This is a genomic window from Spiroplasma endosymbiont of Panzeria rudis, assembly GCF_964019705.1.
In the GTDB taxonomy this organism is placed as follows: domain Bacteria; phylum Bacillota_I; class Bacilli_A; order Mycoplasmatales; family VBWQ01; genus Spiroplasma_E; species Spiroplasma_E ixodetis_A.
Window position 1 is genome coordinate 827,794 of the sequence record NZ_OZ026460.1, and the last position, 19,848, is coordinate 847,641.

A 19,848-nucleotide genomic window follows, 5' to 3' on the forward strand; every position below is an offset into this window, starting at 1 on the left:
AAATTACTTCTTTTTTGTAAAAGTTACTTGTAAAGAACCATCATATAAAGTTTTACCTTCAACATTAGCACTTGTTGCTGTTAAATTTGAAAAATTAGCATTACCTTTTCGATAATTAGGATTTTTAGCAATAACTGCTTTTTCTACTTCATCTGCTGTTGGAGTATCACCAGCCATAGTAATAGCACCTAAATTAGTAAATTCAATTGCTGTTGCAATATCAATACTTGAAGTAACTGTAAATCCTTTAACTAAATCTGGACGTAATGCTTTACCTTCTGATACTAAAAACTTATGAAAATTCTTAACATTACCATTAGTTTGTAAAACAAAAATATTATCTTGACCACGATTAAAAGGAAATGCTAATGCTTCTTTATGAACTAATACAGCATCACATCCTAAAAAATTAAATCCTTCTTTTTTATCAATAGTTCCAATTGGATAATTTCTACCTAATCAAGGACATTCTACAATTTTAATGCCACCAATTTCTACAATTTTACCATCTTTTAATGATTGATTTGCACTATCACTACCTAATGTAGTTGTTGATAATAATACTAATGGTTTAAAGAAACTAGATACTCATAATGTATAATCTTCTTCATCTGTACCAATATATTCATCAGTAATTCTTGCTTTTAATGTTGCTAATGTATTTGATATTTTTAATCATAAAAGCATACGATAATCATCTATTTTTGGTGTACTTGGTAATGCAATTTTAATAATGTCATTATCTTTTGCTGTTTTAACTGCTAATGATAATAATTTTGCTACTAAATAAGTCTCTACTGATTTTGCTTTAGCATCAATTCAACTTGATGCTAAACTATCTGATACTAGAACATTACCATCTTCATATTTTGCACCTAAACGTTTTAAATCAAGTGTTTCTTCTTCAAAAACAATTTGTTTCTTTTTATCTAATAAAATTTGTTCAACTCTTGTGGCTGTTAAATCATTAGCACCAGCACCTGCTGTATAATCATCTGTAAGATTTCTTTTAGTAATATTATAAATAGCAGTACCAGCATCTAATTGCTCTCTATTTTCTATTGTAGCATTAATTAATGCAACTCTTTTTGATAATAAAACTTTTAAATTTTTAATATATTTAACTGATAAATCTAATTTCCCAGTTGGATTACTTGGGTCATTAATTGTTGTTGATTGTGTTGTAATAATTGCCATTTTATTATTCTCCTTCTATATTATCCTAATAGTCAATCTTTAACTAATTGTGGCATTTCATTTATTAATGTTTTATAATCATTAATTGCATTTTGTAACATATCAACATCAGTAAATTTAAAATAATTATCAATATGTAATTCAAAATCACTATCAATTCTAATATCTTGTTTTCTATATTTTTCATTAAATTCAATTTTTGTCATATTTTTAACCTACCATTCCTATTTTTCTAGTATCTACTTCATCTTCTTTTTCTTCTTTAAATTTATCTTTTACATCTAAAGAATTACTAATATTTGTATCTTTATTTTTATTAAATAAATGTGGAAAATCTTTATTTAAATTTGATAATTCTTCATCAATATCTTCTTTATCTCCAAGATATCTTTTTAATAAATTAATATTTTCTTGTGATAAATCATATTTTTTATAACTTTCTGAATGTCTAATTTCTCTATCTTTATCAGTTTTTTCTTTATATAAAGCATTATATTTTTCTTCTAATTCTTTATATTTATCTTCTAAAGTTGGTTCTTTAACTTCTTCATTTTCTGGTTCTTTTTTTTCTTCAAATTCAGATTCTTTTTCAGTATTTTCTTCTGATTTTACTTCTTCTTCCTTAGTTTCTTCTTGTTCATCTTTTTCTTTTTCTTCCATATTATTACCTTCTTTCATTTCATTTTCATTTAACATAATTACCACCACCTTTCTATGTCGCACTTTTAGGATTAATTACCAATGATACAGTTTGAAGATTTCAATTTTCTTCAAATTTTTCATAAAACGGAGCAACTGCTTGATTAGTTAATGGAGTTGTAATAATAAATTGATATTGAATTGATATTCAATCATCACTATCACCTTTAAATGCCATTATTTTAAATCAAATTGAATTTAATATTTTAACACCACTACTTGGATTGTCATTTGTTGATATTAAATTATTGATATATATATTTTTTAATCTTTCAGTATTAGTTAAAGAAGCAATTTGGTCAAATTTATTATCTTTAAAAATATTATTAATATTAAATGTTCAATTATTATTCATATCTATGTGATTACCAGAATTATTATTATAAATCGTATCATTATCTTGAAAACTTGCATTTAAACCTTGACTATCAGCAATATTACCAATATCATTTAATTTAATAATAATAGGTGTAAATCAGTTTTTAGAATTAGTATAATTTAATCCTAAATATTTATTTGAATATATTGCATTCATATTAAAATTAAAATTAAATGTGATACTTTCATAATCATCTTTAAATTTATCAATATTTTCATATCCATAATCTTTAACATTAATATCTATATAGTTTAAAAATTTACCTTTTTCTTGATTTTCTCTTCAATTTGGTTTCATTCTATAGTAATGTATATCTTTACTTGATAATGGTTCAGAAATATTATTATTAATTCCATATTGACTTTGATTACTTAAATCAATAAATATAGGATGCGCTCTCTCTATTATTGGAGGTGGTTGTATTGCTTGTGGATAATTAAATGGTCGGTCAAATTTAAAAGTATTATTGGCTAAAATAAATGTATTTTGAATTAATCTACTATTATTACTTGCTTTACCCACTGTTTGATAAGTACCACTTCAAATACTAAAATTATCATTAACAGCACCATTTCTATTATCTGGCATACTATAAAATGTTATTTTAAAATTGCTTTTACCAACAACTTTAATATCAATCATATCAATTGCTCATTTTATTATATTTGTATTAGTAAAATCTGATGGTTGTAATAATGATGTATCATTATCATCTTTTGCTAATAAATTAACTAAATTTTTATTTTTAATATCTAATTGGCCTAAATTTACTGTTTCTTGTACAGTATTATCATTAAATGATTGATTATTAATATCAAACCTTGCCATTGATAATTTATCAGTTAAATTAAATGTAAATGATGTCATATGACTTGCCGAACCTAATCCTGCTTGAATTGAATCTGGTGTATCATTTCTAAACATATCAAGTGGTATAGGATTACCACTAGGTGGTGTTGAATATAATAATTTTGTATAAAAAGTATATAATTCAGCAGATATTAAACCATTTATGTAATTAAATTGTGGAATTAACAAATTACTACTTAACTTTGCTCCAATATCTAATCCACCAACAAAAGCATTCATAAATGAGCCAAATATAGGTATAGTATTAAGATTAATTTTAATAGTTTCTCTAATTGTTAAAGGTATTTCACTAATAGGATTATAAATAAAATAATGTAAAGCATTTATAGTATTTAATTGCTTAAATTTATTATTATTCATATTATAATGAGTATTACCAATAAATTTTTTATTATTTTTATTATAATATTGAAAATATGGATTACCAGCAGTTGCATAATTATAATCTTCAATTTCAGCACCATTTAAAAAATTATTATCTCAATAATTAACTAATCTATTTGATACATCAACCTTATTAGTATTTTTAGTTTTTTCTAAATTAGTAAGTAAATGACCTTCATAATGTTGAGTTGCACCATCATCATATAATGGTAGTACTTCTTTTCTTCATTCTGTATAACCATCCATAGTTGATTGCCCTTGCACAGTTAATACATAATTAGTTTCTGGTAATGCTTGAAAACTTACTGGGTCATAAGTTGAACATTGATATTGTCATGGAAATAATAATTTACTTGGATATTGTCTATATTTATGTTGTTTAGTATTTTCAGGATTATTATCAATATCTCTTCCTCATAATGCTATTGAAATAGGTTTTACTGAACCATAAAAAGATATTTGACAATGAGTAACTGGTAATGGTGTTAAATAATTATCATCTAAAATAATATTATTATTTTCATCTAATGCTGGTAATGCTACTGGGTCAGCAGGTGCACCTAATTGCACATATTGATTAATTGCTAATCCACTATGGGCTAATTTATCATTTAATGAACTAAAAGTACATTGAATATAAGCCAATTCTTTATTTTCGTTATTATAAGTTTTACTTGCAACTTCCAGAATATATCACTGTCTATCAACTTTAATTGATTTATCAGTATTTATAACTTTATTAATTTCTGGAATCATATATAATTTATATAAATTTGAAACAATATTATTAATAAAATTAAAATTCTTTTTTTCATTTGGAATATTAATAACTACATTTTTAATTGCTTGTTCTTGAATAAAAGCATTATTTGCTGGAGTTGCTGAATAAGTAATACCTAATTGATCACTTAAAATATTTCCATAAAATACATCACCAATTTGCAATTGTTTATATGCTTCATCTGGATTATCTTTATTTTGAATAGGATAATAAGAATGGTCTCATACTGCTTGTATTGCTTCTCTACCAGTAAAGATTTTACTAAATGAAGTATAATCATTAGGTATTGAAGTTGGTGGTTTATAGCCCGTTTCTGTTGAATTTATCGCACCTAAAATAATAGTAAAAGGACATACACGAAATTGTAAATCTTTATTTTGTGTAAAATCTTTTTCAATTTCACCAGTTGATTTTCAAACTGTTTTAATTAATTGATGATTTATTTTCGGTATCATTTTTAGTTTCTCCATCAATATCTTTTACTAATCCATTATCAAAATCAATTTCTTCTTTTCTCATTCTTCTATTTTCTTTAAGAATGTTCATTGCTTCTTCTTCACTAACACCATATCTTTTAACAATAATACGTTTTCTGTTAGTTAAATCTAATGCTAATTCTGCTTCATCAATTTCAAGTGATTTTAATCTATCTGTAATAGTATTTTCTTTAATTTCAAATGTTCATTTAGATTTATCACCATCTAATCCCATTAATATAAAACATCTTTGAAATATTTCATTTCAATCACTTTGATTTAATGTTCTTTTAATTCTTGTAGTTTCCATATCTCTTGAATTAGTAATTAATACTTCTGCTTCAGTTTTTTGACTTGTAGTATCATTTACTGGACTATATCCACTACCTTCAAATGCTTTATCAATAATAAATTGAATAAATTCAGCATATTTATCTAATATTGGACTACCTTGTAAAATAGCAATTGGTGGTGTTCCACTAGTACTTCCTAAACTTCTTAAATTTGCTTGTAAAATAAATTTACCTATTAATTTTTTTAAATCAAAAGCAGTTTTAGATTGATTTATTTCTTGTTCAGTAATATCTAAAAATACACGAGTAACATTATATTCAAGTTCATGTTCAATTGATTCAAATGTTTTATTTAACAATTTTTGTAATTTTTTAATTGGTGTCATATCTGGATAATAATCACCAATAACTCCACCAAAGAAATTCTTTTTAGGTAAATTTTGCATAAATTTAACTGGAATAATACCTAAATTATGATTTTCTATTAAAGGTAATTGTAAATCTTTACTTATCTTTTCTTGTAAACCATCTAATGTAATAAAATCACTAGTAAAATATCTAATTATTTGATTTGGAGTATATGTTGTTTTAACATAAATACTTTGGTCATCATATTGTAATCTTGACCATGTACTAGCACTATATTCAGTTTCTAATACTCTTGCAACTCTTGATTGAGCATATGGCTGAGCAAAATTTAATGAAATTCTACCAGTTTTACTTTTATCAATTTGAACAATACTATAACCATAACCAGATTTAATATGACAATCTTGATAAAACAAACTATCAAAATTATTTCATTCTTTTAATTTTTCAATAGCATCTTTATATTCTTTATGTTCACTTGTTAAAGTATAACCATTACCTCATAGTAATTTTGAAGCATGATTTGCTATAATTTCTTGAAGATTTATCATACATCAATTAGGAGTTAATATTTCAGTATTATGATTATTCATATGTTACTTCCTTTCAAAATAAGGATTTATATTTGCACTTAAATTTCTAATATATGGTTCTATAGCATAATCAAATGCATCACGTAAATGGTCATTACCTGCTAATGGTATTTGTTTAATACTTTTAGGGTCTCATACAGCCAATCTAAATTCATCTAATAATGGTTGTGCATTCATACTAATATTTAAGCGTTCTGAAGCCATTAAAGCAACATTCTTACCTATTCTAAACTCAAGTCTTAATTTCACACAATCTTTAAAATATAATCATGAATTAACTTGATATTTAATTGCTGTATCATTAAGCATTTCAATAAATGTATAATTACTAAAATCACAATATACAGTTAAACCATATTCATATAACAAATTATTTTCTTTTGCTAATTTAATATAAAACTCAACTACTAATCTTGCTAATTGTTTATTATCATAACGAATTAATTTATTTTCTATTTTTAAACAATCAATAACATTAACAAATTTAAAATTATAATCAAAACCTATTAATAAACATGCTAAAGCATCATCTTTAAACCCATAATCTAATCCAGCACTAAATCTATAACTTGGTTGTAATAAGCGAGATATCTTATGGATAAGATGTGAATATATACCACCAGATTCATAACCTACTAAACCATGACTTCTTACTCTTGCAGATATTGGGTCTAGAACTTCTATTTCTAATAATTGTTGTTTATCACTATCTTTTAAATAAGTATTTAATTTTCAATTTTGATAATGATAAATAGTATTATCAATAATAGTAAATTGTTCATATTCATTAATAATTTGTTTTTCATTTTGTGGACAAGCATTTATAGTTTTTTTAATAAATTCATTTAAAATACTTCAAGGATTACAACTTTCAATTTCTAATAATTGATTTGCTCCTCTTATTGCATCTTTTAAATCTTGATAATCATTTTCAGTAATTTCATATCTTTCATCACTTCATATAATTACATAATCATATAAATAATTACTTGCTAATCCAGTTAATTTAACATTACTATTATCTTGTGAATGTAAATATTTACAAGTTATTTTACTACCATTAAATTCAATAGTTTTTTTAGTTTCACTAATAATAAAATTAATACTAGGATATGTTGCTCTAATAATTTGTTTTAATTCTTGTCAACTATCATTTAATTGTTTTGACATATTACGAATTAAATAAGCATGAATATTAATATTATCTAACATTAATAAAATACCAAGAAATTCAATATCACTAAATGTTTTACCAGATTTACGACTACCTAATTGTTTAATTTTAGTAATATTTAAAGGTTGTTTTAAATACATTCTTTTAGCAATATCTAATAAATAACCAAAATTACTTAACATTTATTTTTACCTTTATTTTCTAAACTAATTGCTATAGGGGCTGTATTATCACTACTTTTTATATCAATTTTTGTAGATAAATGATATTCTTTCACAAATGCTCTTTCTAAATATCATGCAGTATTATTTGCATTTGCTTTTAAATATCTTTGTGTATTAATATGGCGTATTTGTAAATATGCTCAATTAATTTGTTGTAAAAAAGTATTTCTCTTTTTTTGTTTTCAACTATAAAGAGTATTTTCTGTAATATCTAAATAAACTAACATACCAATTTTAGTAGGTACTTCTTCAGTTTGTTTACAATAATTAAAATATTCTTCTAATTTTTCTCTTAATGCTTTTGCATCATTAAAAATTGTTCTTATTTTTATTTTTTCTTCTTGCACATAAAAATCTCCTTTCATATGCTTTAAAAAACAAAAATTTATGCTATAATTAATATAATCTTTAAGTTAAACATCTCAAACTAACTTATTAACTTTATTAATTACTTCATATATTCTTTTATTTAATTTTTATAATATAATTATAACAAAAAATAGCATTTATAGTGCTATTTTTCAAATTTTTTTAAACAATTAGTACATATAGTTTCAGGATTATCTTTAACTTTAAAACAAATTCCACAAACTTTTTTTTTCTGTTCATCATTTAAAATATTAAAAATGCCTAATTCTTTTATTTTTTCTTCTTCTTTTTTATTACTAAAATTTTTATTATTTCATAAAATAGCTCATCCTAAAACTAAACCAAATATGTTTAATGTAACGAATAAAATAAACACTCCCATAGCATTATTTTTAAAACAATATTTAATACCATAGCGTATTAATAAAATTCAAATTACTGTTCCTATTATTCCAAAAGATATTCATAATCCTAAATCCATTTTTACTTTTATTTTCCTTTTCTATTTATATTTTCTTTTATTGTACATTATTTTATTAAAAAAGAAAAGATAACTAATAAAAGTTATCTTTTAAACGTAAATAGAATTTGCAGTTTATTTTATCGTTCTTTAATATTATACTCTAAAACAAAAAATTTTCAACAATATTTTAACAAATTTGTTAGAATAGTTAGGACAAAAAAATAAATAGAAAGGTGTTAAAAAATGTTTAGTTTTAAAGAATTTCTAAAATCTGAAATCACTAATATTTTAGCAAAATATTTTCAAAAAATCCATGATTTTGATGAATATTTTTTTCTAAATAGAGATAAAAATCAATATAAAGTTGCTTGAACATGTAATAGAACAGTAAATACTCCCATTGGAATAGGAACTTTTAGACAAAGAGTTTATTTAGATAAAATTAATAAAAAAACTTATTATCCAATTTATGAAGAATTTGGTATTAAAAAAAGAGCAAGAATTACTAATGATTTATATTTTGATATATTAGATAATTTAATTGAAAATTTAATATCAAAAAAAGGTTATTTTAATATTCAATCAGAATTTAAATATACTTCTTTTTCTAAAAATCTTATTTCAAGAATTTTTAAAGAAGCAAAAATTGAAAAATGAATACCAGAAGAAAAATTTAAAGTATTAGATAATCAAAAATTAAATATATGTGCAGATGATGCTTTTGTTACTTGTTGAGATGAAAATGGTTTAAAACAACAATATTGTTGTAGACTTTTAACTTTTAATTTAGGAAGAAAAGAGATTTATTCATATAGAAATAAATTACAAAATAAAACAACTGCATTTTTATTATTTAAAGTTAATCATCGTTTAAATCAACATGAATTATATCAATTTACCACACAAACTATTCTTAATCATTATGATATTAAATTAAATATATTAGGTGTTCAATGAGAATATCATAATTATAATTTAGTTGTTGCTGGTGATGGTGCATTATGAATTAAAGCCATGGCTAGTTGATTAAGATGTTATTATATTTTAGATAAATATCATGCTTTTAGTTATTTATGAAAATCTTTTGTTGGAGTTCGTGGTAAGAAAAAAGAATCTCATGACTGAAAAAAATTTTTAGATTCTTCAACTACTTTTTCAAGTGGTAATTGTAATAAATTACTTGATTTTTTAAAACTTAATGTTAATACTAAAACTTATAATTATTTTAAAAATAATGCTCATGGTATTGTCAATCAAAATGCTAGTTGAAATATTGGCTGTTCTGCTGAAAGTGATGTTTATCATTTTTTAAAATCTTTAACTAATGGAGCAAAAATATATAATTATCAAACATTAAATAATATGTTAATAGCAAAAGCCAATTATTTAAATAGTAGAAGTTATCTTAATAGTGGTTAATAATTTGAAATTTCATATTTTTAAAAACTAATTTTAAGATTAGGATTTTTGTGTTATTTAAATGTAATTTTGTAATTATATTTTTTAACATTTTTAAAATTTATGGTATAATTTAGTTAACAAATCATAGAATTTGCAGTTATATTGTTAATGTTACTCATAATTCTAAGGGTTAATCTCATACGTCCGAAATAATTAAGAATTTTTTTAACTTTGCTGAAGATACTTTTACACAAATTGAAAATACTGGTAGTAATTTTCTTGAAACAAATTTTAATAGTAGTGAAAAAGAAAGTACTTTATTTAAAGAAATTGAATCTATTTATAATAATATTAATCTAAATAATAAAACATTTATGCAAAAATGAATAACAAATTTCAACTATAAAATTGAAAAATTTAATAATTTTTGAATTAATTTATTAACAGACTATCATCAATTGCTAAAAATAAATGATGATTTAATTACCAAAACATTACAAAGAATTGAATTAGATACTAATAAAGATAGTTACAAAATTAAAATTATTAAATATACAATTAATATTATTAATAATGATATTTTACAAACCTTAGAATTATTTAATAATAAAGATACTGATATCATTTCATATTTAATGGCTAATATTCTTCGTGAAAACTTTCATGGTGAAAACTTAAGAAATAAAAAATATAATAATAAAGATAGTTATTTAAAACTTAGTTTAGACAATAACAAAACTTTAACGATCAATATTAATGAAAATAATAAATTTTCTTTAGAACATGAGTTTAATTATTTAGAAAATATTATTGAAAATCCAATAATTGATGCTACTTATATTAGTGATACTGACTAAATTTTAAATTTAATGATTGAAGAAAGTCTTAGTAAAAAACAATCATCATATATGTTAGAGAGTGAAAAATTAAAATTATCATTAAATAACATTTTCAAATTTAAAAAGTGTCACTACTTAGATGATTTTAAAAATAAAATTAATATTCAAAAAAATATTGAACAGTATAGTAATTTGAAATTAGTATTAATTAAACAAAAAATTAATCAAGAACTTGAAAACTATTTTGGTAATGAAAATAAAATTAACTTTGAAAATGGTAGTTTAACTAAAAATGGTATTACCATTAAACTTGCTAACTCCTCACGTGGATTAAAAATTATTGAATCATTTAAAGAAATGGTTAAAAGTGACTTTTTTAAAGAAGGTAACTTAGTAATTATTGATGAACCCGAAGCCTATATTCATCCAGAATGACAATATTTATTTACTAAACTATTATTAAATATTTCTAAAATAATTAATTTTAAATTAATTATTTCAACACATAGTCGATATATTCTTGAAAAAATAACTTCACTAGCAAGTCGTGACTTTAAAAACTTAAATTTTAAATATAATTTTATTAATAAAGATAAAAATTTTGATTCTTGTATAATTGAAGAGAATAGTTTAGATCACATTAATGAAGCTTTAAGTTATCCATATAGGGAGTTAGACGAATATGAATTTAAATGAGACATTAAAAAATAATTTAATATTTATTTATAAAAAAAATAAAAAAACATTTCGTTTGTTATCTTATAGTACTGCTTCTAAAACATATTCTTCAGAATCTGAAGAATATGCAATTGATGGTGATAATCTTAAACTTTTATGTTGTAGTCATTCACGTGGTATTAAGTCAATTGATGCTATCACTTATAATAAAAGAAATGAATTTTTATTCATTGAATTTAAAATTCAAAAAAATTTTCATGAAGACATTATTAATGATTTATCAAAAAAATTTACTGATAGCTTTATTTGTTTTCAACATAATATTGATAAAAAACATGAAATTTCTTTTGACAAAATTAAATGTTTTTTTGTATTTAATATTAGAAGAGAAACTGATCGTAATATTAGAAATATCAAAAGAATTAAAAAGAAATTAAATAATAAAGTTGATGAATTAAATAAAGAACATCGCATTTCTTTAAATTTTAAAATCATTTATTCGTCAACTTTTGATCATAGTATTGATTATTTTAAAATGGATGACTACTTTAGTGAAGTTAAGTAAAATTTATATTTTAAAATGAAAAATGCACCGTAATTAGATTATAAAATCATTATGGTGCATTTTATTTTTATTTTACTAAAATTTTTTTAGTAAACTTTTTTGATTTACTTGTTGTAAGTTTTGTATTATTTACTACTGGTTTTAATTTGTCAAAATTAACATTTTTAATATCATTATTTAGTTCTTGATTTTTACAAATTTTATATATTTTTTTTATTCTTTCATTTTTTAACATTGACTTTCTTGCTTTATAAATCTTAAATGCTATAACTGATCCAATTACTCCACCAATTGCATATGGCATAATTTTAATTAAAGTTTCAATTCCTGAAAAAAATGAAGTAATACCATTATAAAATGATTCAATATTATTACCAATATTATTAAAGAAAGTTTTTACATTATTACCAAAATCTTTAAAGGCAGTTTCAAAATTATGAACAAATGTTTAAAAACCTTCACTAATTTCATTACTCAGAGATTGAAACTCCTTACCTAAATCATTAAAAAAAATTCTACATCATTACTAACAATTTGAAAACCTTCACTAATTTCATTACCAAGAGATTGAAACTCCTTACCTAAATCATTAAAGACATTACTTGCATCATTGCTAAAAGATTGAAAATTAGTATTTAAATCTTTTGTAAATACTTCAAATTCTGAACTTATATTATCACTAAAATTATTAAAGAAAGTTTCAGTATTATTTCCAAAAGACTGAAACTGTGAACCTAAATCATTAAACAAGTCTTCGATAGGATCAAAATGCATAAGTAATCCTCCTTTAAACTATATCTGATTTTATTATTTGTTTCATTAACGTATATGATATTACATAGAAATAAGAGATTTTTGGTTTTCTTGTTTATCAGCAACAGGTTTTGAAGATAAACTTATAGACATTAAATTAGCAGCATTTATTACATCTTGAGAAATAGGATTATCCTTATTTAAAGTAGCAAAAGTCATAGGAGCAGTAGATAATGTGTTTGCTAATTCTTTTGTAAGAATATCATCGACTGAATTATTTTGAATACTCAATTCTTTTAATTGTTGTTCTTGCTTTTGAAATTTTGCATCTAATTTCATGTTTCGTAATAAAAGTTCTCTCTTTTTTATTGCTTCTTCTTTTAATGCTAATTTTTTTTCAAAATCAGTATACAAACTATTTTCTTTGTTTTGTTCAAATTCTTCTTCGGATTCTGAATCTGATGAATTATTTATATTTTCTAATAGCATGTTTTGTAATTTTTCTTGTCGTTTTGCTTTTTTTTCAGCAATATTAGCTTTGTAATTTTGTTTTACAACAGATCCTATTATTGCTCCACCAACAGCTGATGAAATTCCAATAGGCACATCAAAAATAGTATTAGGATTATTATCAGTAAGTCCTGCACCAAATCCACCTGCTAAAAACCCTATCGCACCACCTAATGTTGGTGCATGATTAGTAGCAATTTTTCCCGCTTTTTTTGCTGTACTTTTTGTTTTGGATATCATTTCTTCTTGTATTGCTTTTTGTTTTTTATAATTTTGAAAATTTTTATATTCTTTTTCTGTCATTTGTATATTTTGTATATTTTTAGGCATATCTTTTTATCTTCCTTTCAAATATTTTAATTTAATAAAAAACCTAATATAAAGAAATATCTATATTAGGATTGGACATCTATTAAATTATAATTAGAATTGTAATTTATTTTTTTAATATGTCAATTAAAATGCTTTTTTAGTTTAAATAATTAAATTATCAATAATACTCTTAATTTCTTCTGCTTCCTTAAATTCATTTTTTCGTTTGAAGGCTATACATAAATTAGATAATAAAATTTCTTGATTATTAGTTTTTTCAATTTCATTTTTTAAAACAAAATAAAGGTACCCACACTGTCAAAAAGTTGGCTTTCTAAGAACTAAATAATTAATATTATTAATCATAATAGTATTTTTAGTTTGTTTTTTTAAACTAAAAGTTGTTAATCCTTTATGATAAATAGTTATTTTTTTATCATCAATAGTTATTGTACTTCGACTATATTGATTTTCAAATCATCAATTTTTTTTATTATTCATATATTAATATTATTTTCTTTTTTTATTTTTAGTTTTAATTCCAATTTTATTTAATAACGTTAAAATTGAAGATCTATATAATCCTTGCTTTTGCAATAAAAGTGAAGTATAAATAATAGATTGTACTACCGTACCAATAATAATATCTACTGCATATCATAAAATACCAATATAACTACCATCAATATTAGTAACACCACCAAATAAAGCAATAATAAAAGAACCTCAAGCCCCAACATGACCAAGTACACCAAAACCAAATGCTAAAGCACCCGCAACAGCACTACCAATAACATTAGCAACTATTGTTCTTCATGTATCTCTCACTGCAAATGGAATAGCAGATTCAGAAATTCCCATAAACCCTAATAATCAGGCATTTCACCCTAATGATTGTTCTTGTTTTGTAAATAATTTACGACTAAATACTGTTGATGTTAATGCACAACCCAATGGTGCAATCGGAATCGCTGCTGCTACTGGTCCCATTAATCGACCACCATCTTGTACCATTAATGATGTTGCAACAAGAACAGCTGTTTTATTAATTGGACCACCCATATCAAATCCAACCATTGCTCCTAATAATAATCCAACTAAAAACCCTATATTTGGATGTAACCCCATTCAACTTAAACCATAATCCAATGCACCCATTACATATCCAAACGGTGCTGCTAAAAAGAAAGCTGTTGGAATTGCAATAATTGCTGTACAAAAAACAGGAATAATAATAATTGGCATAATTGGTAATAATCATTTTGGCACTTTTCATGAATTTACAAATCTAACTAAATAACCAGCCATTAGTCCTCCATAAAGAGCACCAAATAATGTTCATGAAACATTAGCATTACCCTGAAAAGGTTGACTTGCATCAATTTTAGAACTAGCAGTAAGATTAAACACTCCTCATCCAAATCACATTCCCGTACCAGGTGATACTAATAAAAATGTAATAATCATTAATACATGCATTAGCGTTGTACCACCAATTAATCCAGAATTAACTCCCGGTGGATTTGTTTTTAATCAAGCAAGTTGTTCTTCTCATGAATTTTTAAATTCAAATCCATTACCAAAAGTGCCTTTTGCGATACCACCAACAATAGCAAAAATTAAACCAGCAAAAACAACAAATGGTATCATATATGATACTCCACTTAATAAATGTTTTAAAATTGCTGGTTTACCTTTCGAAGCATTTAAAATGAAATCACCACTATTTCCATTGGTTTCACCGTATATTTTTGCTTTTGTTAAACTTTCTTTAATAGTTTGTTTAGCATCTTTAACTACTGGTTTTGTACCACAAGTATATGTTTTTTTACCAATAAAACGTTCTAAGTCAATTGCAACATCTGTTGCTAAAATAACGACATCCGCTTCTTTAATTTCTTGTTCTGTTAGTACATATTCTGGTCCTTTTTGACCTTGACATTCAATATGTACTTGATAGCCTAGTTCTTTTCCTGCGGTTTCTAATAATTCTTTACAAATGTAAGTATGAACTACTCCAGTTGTACAAGAAGAAACTCCAACAATTTTTTTTGTTTCCTTATTTTTCATTGTTTTTATTTCTTTTTTAGTACTATTTTTAACTGTTTCATCATTAATAAGCAATATTATTTCTTGTGAATTTGTTGCATTTTTTAATTTTTTACGAAAATCTTCATTTACAAGTTTGATTGCAAGTGTACTTAAAATATCTAAATGTAAATTTTCTGATTGTGTTTTAGGAATTATTAAAGCAATAATAAAAGTTGTTAATTGTCCATCTATTGCTTTTCAGTCAATACCATTATTATTACATAATATTAGAATTGCAGGTTTTTTTAATTGATTTAATTCTAGCGTGTGGAATTGCAATTCCACCTTCAAAACCCGTTGATGATTCTTGCTCACGAGCAAGAAATGCTTTTAGTAATTCATCACGATTAGTAATATAACCTAATGAAAATGCCAAATCAGTAATTTTAGTTAGTGCTTCTATTTGATTTTTAATATTAGATTCAAAAATAATATGTGAGTTGTTTAATAAATCATTAGTTATTTTCAATTTTACCTTCCTTTCCAATGATTATTTTATCTCCTTTTTTTAATAAAAACCAGAGATTTTTTCAGATAATTAAAATATATTTTTAACTATTTATTCAATTAAATTTAATATTTATAAAATTAGATATATTAAATACTTCAAAGTTTTTGCTGTTTTTTAAACAAAATATAATAAATAAAAATTATCAACATTAATCCCATATTTCCTTATAAATTAATATAAATAACTTATTTATAAAATCATGTAAAATTAATTTAGATAAAATTTAAGTATTTAAAGAAAGGGAAAATTAGAGAAATGTTTAAAACAAGAAAAGAAAATTTAAATCAGAAAAATAACAAACTTAAATCAATAACTGATTATCAATGATTAGCTTTAGATATCGGAACAGAAAACTTTAAAGCTAGACATATTAATATAGGTCTTAGATATGATGCTCCAACCTATTTAGCTGAAGACTATGAAAAAAATAGAATTCTTTACGGTGAAGAGGCTAAGGCTTTAACTGACAAAACAAATGAAAACGTTATTATTAAACGTCCAGTTCGTGATGGTAATATTGCTGATCCAGATGCTTTACAACGTATTCTTACTAAAATTTTTCAAGATTTTAGACTTGAAATTAAAGATTTAAAACAAAGTAAAAACAATTCTATAAAAAAAGATGAAAAATTAGATAAAAATCGTAACTTGATTGTGTTGATGGCAACACCAAGTGAAATTAATTCAGTACAAAAAGAAGCTTTAGAAAATATTGTATATCGTTTAGGAGCACTCCGTGGATTTGTACAAGAAGAAGTAAAAATGGCATCCTTAGGTTCAGGGCAAGATATTTTTGGAAGTGCAATTATGTGCATTGATATTGGTGGTGGCAGTACTGATGTTGCTATTATTAGTAATAATTCAATATTATATTCATATACAACACATTGTGCTGGTGACTATTTAATACAAAAAGTTCAAGAATATATTATAAAAAAACATGCCTTAAAAGTTGGAATAAAAGAAGCTGAAGATGTTATTAAAAATATTGGTTCACTTATGAAATATCAAGATGAAAAACCATACACAATTTCGGGTTTTTCATTACCTAGATTAAATTCTCAGCCATGAGAAACAATGTCAATTTCTAAAACTATTGAAATTACACCAGAAGAAATTCGTGCAAATGTTATGCAAGTTCAATTCAAAGAACATATTATTCCAGCCATTCGTAGAGTACTAAGAACTGCTGGTGACAAGGCTGCTGGAAGTATTAGTGATTTAAAGAAAAAAGGTAAGGGAATCACAATTTGTGGTGGTGGAGCTTATATTAAAAAAGTTGATAAATTTATTGAAGAAGAATTAGCTAAAGAATATTATATTGAAGTTAAAACTGAAAAAGGTACAAAACCAATGCGTCAAAAATATGAAGGAGATCTTTTTGAAGTGCGGACTGCTCCAAATCCTTTAGATAATGTTATTGATGGTTGTGTAAAATATCGTGATACAATTTACAAACAATTAATAATTGAACAAAATCCTAGTCGTGAAATTCTAATAAAGGACGAAGATTTAGGATAAAAAACTATAAAAATCTTAAATCAATTTAAAAATAGTATTTTAAATTATTAAAAATTTTTTAAACTTTGGTAATTTTTTTGAGTTATCAATTCCTGATTCAAAAGAAAAACATTCGTATTTCATAACATTAGATACATCTCAATTTGATATATTTTGATTAAAAGATATAGCACCATGAAACATTCAATTCATATTCGTAACATTTGAAGTATCTCAAGATGATAAATCTTGATTAAATGTTTCACAAAATATAAACATAAATTGTAAAGATGTAATTTCTGATGGTAATTGATTAGGTACTTTTTCAATTGTTCTTGGCATATTAACAACTTGAATTTCTCCCTGATCATTTTTATAAAAACCAATTTGAACAATTTCTTTACTATTTATATTTGATAAATCTCTTTCATTAGTTGTTATTTGTTTGCCATTTTTATCAATGTAAATTGTACCTTGTTGAGTTTTATTATTTAAAACATCATTTTTTTGTGAATTTGTGTTTAAAACAGTTACAGTTAAATTTCCTGCAACCGATGCAAGTGTTAAAACACTTAATGCTGTCAATATTTTTTTCATTTTTTCATCCTTCTATGAAGTTAATTTTACTTTACTACTTTTTGAAGGTAAATTCACAAAAATTATATTTTTTGACTAAAAATTTTTATTTTTTAAAGTTAAAACTTTTTTGCTGCTTCTTTAATATACTGTTCAAATTTATCTATCGTTTTTTCTGGTCCTAATGCTGGTAAACCTCCACCTTTTGCTAATATTTTAGAACCAATAAGCAAATTAGCGTCATTTTGATGAAGTTCTTGAACCTTAGTACCACAAATAAGAATTGGTTCTACTACTTTAGCACCTACAAATTCTCATGTTCCTTTTAAATAAGTTGCATGATTACCTCATAAATATCAGCCATATGGTGCTCCTTGTGTCGCCAAAATTTGAACTTTTAAATGTGGTAATAATCCTCTAGCTTCACCTTGTTTGGTATATTTATAATCAAAAGTTTTACCAGCAACTAAGATGTGATCTAAATAATTTTTTGTCATGCTAGTAACATTAAAATTTGTCATTGGTGTTGTATATATAACTTTATTAACATTTTTTAGTTGATTAATATAATAATCAGAATCTTTTTCATTAAAATATGAAGTAAAGTTTTTTTGCGTAATAGTAATACTTGCCATTGGTATTTGATTTAAATCTAATTCAATTATTGAATCTTCTGGATGAAATTCACGATAATATTTAACAAAACGAGATACTAAACTTTCAGAATAAGATAGTTCTTTTTTAATCATAGAAGAACGAATTACTAATACTTTATTTGCCATTATTTTTGCCTCCGAAATATCTAAAATAACTTTGTAATTTGATTTTATCAGTTTTTATTTATTATTTTTTAAAAAATATTAAAAAATAATAAATAAAAATATAGTTTTAGAAAAAAATGAAATATTTATTATAATTTTATCAATTTCTATAAAGTGTTATTATTAAAGTGTGTAAAAATTTTAAAAAAGTTTATAGAAAAATTTTAAATTAAATAGATATTAAATCTAAAAAATAGATATAAGTTAGTTATTATAGAGATTTTAGTACTTGTACACAAATTATAATTATTAAGAAATTTGAGATCAGACTATCAAAAAAATGGAAAGAGGTAAAAATATGAATGAAAGAAAACAAAAATTACTTGAATTGATGAATAGAAATTTAAAAATTAGTACTTTAATTAATTACAGATTTAAAATTTCTGAAATAACTAATGCAATTGCAAGTATCAATAATGATTTATATAAACAAAAAAAATATTTTTTAGAATTAGAAAATAATAGAAAATATAGAAATAAAATTCAAAGAAAATTCAATAAAAACAAAAAGATAAAAAAGAAATTAAATAAAATTTTAAACAAATATTTAGCACAAATAAAAAAATTTAGTTTTTTTATTAATAAATATAAAAAAGAACCTCAACAATTATTTGAAATATTAAGTGAATTAAATTTATTTGTAGGTTAATTAATAAATCAAGAAAACATAACAGATGAAAAATTACAATATTTATTTACAATATCTCATCAATTTTCAGAACAATTAAAAAATGAAAAACCATTAGATTTATCACTATCAAGTAAAAAACAAAGACTACAACAAGAACCATTAGATTTATCATTACCAAATAAAAATCAAATATGAAAATTAACAACAAAAATTAACACATCTTTAATTAATAAAAAACATTATACTAATACATTAGAAACACACACTAAAGACAGTTTATTTATTGAAATAAAAATATCAAAACCTAGTAGCAGTTTTATATATACAAATAATTTTAATGATATACAAACATATTTATTAACCCAACAAATGCAACAAAATAATTTTTT

General features: G+C 23.2%; 22 protein-coding genes and 1 pseudogene. 6 read left to right on the forward strand and 17 right to left on the reverse strand.

Features of this window, described 5'->3' with window-relative positions; genetic code table 4:
• Positions 1-3: 3 nt before the first annotated feature.
• From AACK89_RS04740 to AACK89_RS04775, 8 genes are all read right to left on the reverse strand, one after another.
• Positions 4-1,197 carry a hypothetical protein gene (locus tag AACK89_RS04740; RefSeq protein ID WP_338977570.1) on the reverse strand — a complete coding sequence of 398 codons (1,194 nt, stop codon included), beginning with the start codon at positions 1,195-1,197 and terminating at the stop codon, positions 4-6.
• A 20-nt stretch (positions 1,198-1,217) separates the two neighbouring features.
• On the reverse strand, positions 1,218-1,403 hold the full coding sequence (locus AACK89_RS04745) for a hypothetical protein (RefSeq protein ID WP_338977573.1): 186 nt from the start codon (positions 1,401-1,403) through the stop codon (positions 1,218-1,220).
• Positions 1,404-1,407: 4 nt separating this feature from the next.
• Entirely contained in the window at positions 1,408-1,893 is a 486-nt protein-coding gene (locus AACK89_RS04750; protein WP_338977576.1) for a hypothetical protein, read from the reverse strand.
• A 16-nt stretch (positions 1,894-1,909) separates the two neighbouring features.
• Positions 1,910-4,765 (reverse strand): hypothetical protein, encoded by a 2,856-nt coding sequence (locus AACK89_RS04755; protein ID WP_338977578.1) that lies wholly within the window; start codon positions 4,763-4,765, stop codon positions 1,910-1,912.
• Complete coding sequence (locus AACK89_RS04760; protein WP_338977581.1) at positions 4,734-6,041, reverse strand: hypothetical protein; 1,308 nt, start codon at positions 6,039-6,041, stop codon at positions 4,734-4,736. Before AACK89_RS04760 ends, AACK89_RS04755 begins: the two co-directional genes overlap by 32 nt.
• A gap of 3 nt (positions 6,042-6,044) precedes the next feature.
• Positions 6,045-7,397 (reverse strand): phage terminase large subunit, encoded by a 1,353-nt coding sequence (locus tag AACK89_RS04765; protein WP_338977583.1) that lies wholly within the window; start codon positions 7,395-7,397, stop codon positions 6,045-6,047.
• Complete coding sequence (locus tag AACK89_RS04770) at positions 7,391-7,786, reverse strand: terminase small subunit (protein WP_338977586.1); 396 nt, start codon at positions 7,784-7,786, stop codon at positions 7,391-7,393. Before AACK89_RS04770 ends, AACK89_RS04765 begins: the two co-directional genes overlap by 7 nt.
• Before the next feature lie 167 nt (positions 7,787-7,953).
• Entirely contained in the window at positions 7,954-8,289 is a 336-nt protein-coding gene (locus tag AACK89_RS04775) for a hypothetical protein (RefSeq protein ID WP_338977587.1), read from the reverse strand.
• Between the two features lie 225 nt (positions 8,290-8,514).
• Between AACK89_RS04775 and AACK89_RS04780 the strand changes: the two genes are divergently transcribed.
• From AACK89_RS04780 to AACK89_RS04795, 4 genes are all read left to right on the forward strand, one after another.
• On the forward strand, positions 8,515-9,690 hold the full coding sequence (locus AACK89_RS04780) for an Mbov_0401 family ICE element transposase-like protein (protein WP_338977589.1): 1,176 nt from the start codon (positions 8,515-8,517) through the stop codon (positions 9,688-9,690).
• 356 nt (positions 9,691-10,046) lie between these two features.
• Positions 10,047-10,529: a hypothetical protein gene (locus AACK89_RS04785; protein ID WP_338977590.1), complete on the forward strand. Its 483-nt coding sequence runs from the start codon at positions 10,047-10,049 to the stop codon at positions 10,527-10,529.
• A gap of 12 nt (positions 10,530-10,541) precedes the next feature.
• Positions 10,542-11,222, forward strand: coding sequence for an AAA family ATPase (locus tag AACK89_RS04790; protein WP_338977592.1), 681 nt, complete (start codon positions 10,542-10,544; stop codon positions 11,220-11,222).
• Positions 11,194-11,754, forward strand: coding sequence for a hypothetical protein (locus tag AACK89_RS04795; protein ID WP_338977594.1), 561 nt, complete (start codon positions 11,194-11,196; stop codon positions 11,752-11,754). The genes AACK89_RS04790 and AACK89_RS04795 overlap by 29 nt, the downstream gene beginning before the upstream one ends.
• 67 nt (positions 11,755-11,821) lie before the next feature.
• Here the strand turns inward: AACK89_RS04795 and AACK89_RS04800 are convergent, their stop codons facing one another.
• The 6 genes and pseudogenes from AACK89_RS04800 to AACK89_RS07680 all read right to left on the reverse strand — a co-directional run.
• Entirely contained in the window at positions 11,822-12,058 is a 237-nt protein-coding gene (locus AACK89_RS04800) for a hypothetical protein (protein ID WP_338977597.1), read from the reverse strand.
• Positions 12,059-12,249: 191 nt separating this feature from the next.
• Positions 12,250-12,528 (reverse strand): hypothetical protein, encoded by a 279-nt coding sequence (locus AACK89_RS04805; RefSeq protein WP_338977598.1) that lies wholly within the window; start codon positions 12,526-12,528, stop codon positions 12,250-12,252.
• Between the two features lie 60 nt (positions 12,529-12,588).
• Positions 12,589-13,347: a hypothetical protein gene (locus AACK89_RS04810; protein WP_338977599.1), complete on the reverse strand. Its 759-nt coding sequence runs from the start codon at positions 13,345-13,347 to the stop codon at positions 12,589-12,591.
• Positions 13,348-13,491: 144 nt separating this feature from the next.
• Complete coding sequence (locus tag AACK89_RS04815) at positions 13,492-13,830, reverse strand: hypothetical protein (protein WP_338962903.1); 339 nt, start codon at positions 13,828-13,830, stop codon at positions 13,492-13,494.
• Between the two features lie 9 nt (positions 13,831-13,839).
• On the reverse strand, positions 13,840-15,399 hold the full coding sequence (locus AACK89_RS04820; protein WP_422397459.1) for a PTS fructose transporter subunit IIC: 1,560 nt from the start codon (positions 15,397-15,399) through the stop codon (positions 13,840-13,842).
• A gap of 99 nt (positions 15,400-15,498) precedes the next feature.
• Positions 15,499-15,907: pseudogene (locus AACK89_RS07680) on the reverse strand (fructose PTS transporter subunit IIA); the annotation flags it as partial.
• A gap of 279 nt (positions 15,908-16,186) precedes the next feature.
• On the opposite strand from AACK89_RS07680, the gene AACK89_RS04830 reads away from it, so the two are divergent.
• Positions 16,187-17,452, forward strand: coding sequence for a rod shape-determining protein (locus tag AACK89_RS04830; protein ID WP_338977603.1), 1,266 nt, complete (start codon positions 16,187-16,189; stop codon positions 17,450-17,452).
• A gap of 39 nt (positions 17,453-17,491) precedes the next feature.
• Here the strand turns inward: AACK89_RS04830 and AACK89_RS04835 are convergent, their stop codons facing one another.
• Together AACK89_RS04835 and AACK89_RS04840 are read right to left on the reverse strand one after the other, a co-directional pair.
• Positions 17,492-18,028: a BspA family leucine-rich repeat surface protein gene (locus AACK89_RS04835; RefSeq protein ID WP_338977604.1), complete on the reverse strand. Its 537-nt coding sequence runs from the start codon at positions 18,026-18,028 to the stop codon at positions 17,492-17,494.
• A gap of 98 nt (positions 18,029-18,126) precedes the next feature.
• A complete protein-coding gene (locus AACK89_RS04840) occupies positions 18,127-18,789 on the reverse strand; it encodes an FMN-dependent NADH-azoreductase (RefSeq protein ID WP_281749612.1) in 663 nt (220 codons plus the stop codon).
• 337 nt (positions 18,790-19,126) lie between these two features.
• Here AACK89_RS04840 and AACK89_RS04845 point away from each other — a divergent pair, with 337 nt between their 5' ends.
• Positions 19,127-19,477: a hypothetical protein gene (locus AACK89_RS04845; RefSeq protein WP_338977607.1), complete on the forward strand. Its 351-nt coding sequence runs from the start codon at positions 19,127-19,129 to the stop codon at positions 19,475-19,477.
• On the opposite strand, the gene AACK89_RS04850 is transcribed toward AACK89_RS04845, so the two are convergent.
• Positions 19,474-19,677, reverse strand: coding sequence for a hypothetical protein (locus AACK89_RS04850; RefSeq protein WP_338977609.1), 204 nt, complete (start codon positions 19,675-19,677; stop codon positions 19,474-19,476). The two genes, AACK89_RS04845 and AACK89_RS04850, sit on opposite strands and share 4 nt — an antisense overlap.
• Between the last annotated feature and the right edge of the window lie 171 nt (positions 19,678-19,848).